The organism is Mycolicibacterium lacusdiani, assembly GCF_021916785.1.
In the GTDB taxonomy this organism is placed as follows: Bacteria; Actinomycetota; Actinomycetes; order Mycobacteriales; family Mycobacteriaceae; genus Mycobacterium; species Mycobacterium lacusdiani.
The window spans coordinates 1-1,293 of the sequence record NZ_JAKCFC010000021.1 but is presented as its reverse complement, the minus strand read 5'-3'; the positions used below and the strand labels follow the sequence as shown (position 1 = coordinate 1,293).

Sequence of the window (1,293 nt, the reverse complement as noted above, 5' to 3'; positions counted from 1 at the left end):
GTCAGTGTCAAAGTGAGGTCGCCGCGTATCGCGGTGGTTGGATCCTGATCACCTGGTGTCTGGCTCGTAGCGTCGGTGCCGCCTTCGGGTTGGCGTGCATGCGTTTTGTCGGCATCAGGTGAGAAGGACCGGCCGGGCGTGACTTGATAGGAGCGTGGCATCGCCCCCACTGAGATGTGTCCGCCGACCGGCCCAACCGTCACCTCACAGTGAATGGAGGCAACCACCATGGTTGTTGTTGGAGCCGATGTCCACAAGCGCACACACACCTTCGTCGCCGTCGACGAGGTGGGGCGCAGACTCGGTGAGAAGGTCGTCGAGGCGACGACGGTAGGTCACCGCCAGGCGGTCCGGTGGGCTCGCGCTCAGTTCGGTGTCGAGCTGGTGTGGGCGATCGAGGATTGCCGGCATTTGTCGGCCCGCTTGGAGCGCGACCTGTTGGCTGCTGATCAGAAGGTGGTCCGCGTGCCGCCGAAGCTGATGGCGTTGACGCGCAAGTCTGCGCGCACCCGGGGCAAGTCCGATCCGATCGATGCGCTGGCCGTCGCACGGGCCTATCTGCGGGAGCCTGATTTACCGGTCGCCTCGCACGACGAGGTATCGCGGGAACTGAAGCTGCTCATCGACCGTCGCGAAGACCTTGTCGGGCAACGGACCTCGACGATCAATCGGCTCCTGTGGCGGGTTCACGAACTCGACCCATCTCGTTCGCCCAAGCCGGGGTCGCTGGATCTGGCCAAGCATCGCCGGCTGCTCGGCGACTGGCTGGCCGATCAACCTGGACTGGTCGCGGAGTTGGCTCGCGATGAACTCGCCGACATCACCCGCCTCACCGACACCATCAACGCGTTGGCCACACGGATCGGTGAACGCGTCCGCGCCATGGCACCGGTCTTGTTGTCCCTACCCGGCTGTGGCGAACTGACCGCGGCCAAGATCATCGGCGAAACCGCCGGCGTCGCCCGGTTCAAGAGCGAGGCAGCCTTCGCCCGCCACAGCGGCGTGGCACCCATCCCGGTGTGGTCGGGCAACACCGCCGGACGGGTCCGAATGACCCGCTCTGGCAACCGCCAGCTCAACGCCGCACTGCACCGCATCGCAATTACTCAAATCCGCCTCGACGGACTCGGTCGAACCTACTACCACCATCGCCGCGCAGAGGGCGACTCGAGCGCCGAGGCCCTGCGCTGCCTCAAACGCCGCTTAGCCCGCGTGGTCTTCAACCACCTCCATACCGACCAGAAAACCCGACCAAAGCCACGCCAACTCGCAGCGGCTTGACATAGGAGAAAC

General features: G+C 65.0%; 1 protein-coding gene. It reads left to right on the top strand.

Going from position 1 to position 1,293, the window contains the following annotated elements:
• The first annotated feature begins 213 nt into the window (after positions 1 to 213).
• Positions 214 to 1,281 (top strand): IS110 family RNA-guided transposase, encoded by a 1,068-nt coding sequence (locus tag LOK44_RS29620; RefSeq protein WP_443678119.1) that lies wholly within the window; start codon positions 214 to 216, stop codon positions 1,279 to 1,281.
• Positions 1,282 to 1,293 lie beyond the last annotated feature (12 nt).

Bases quoted from the DNA above. Each gene is read 5' to 3' on its own strand.
- LOK44_RS29620 (WP_443678119.1), top strand. From the start codon at position 214: ATGGAGGCAACCACCATGGTTGTTGTTGGAGCCGATGTCCACAAGCGC.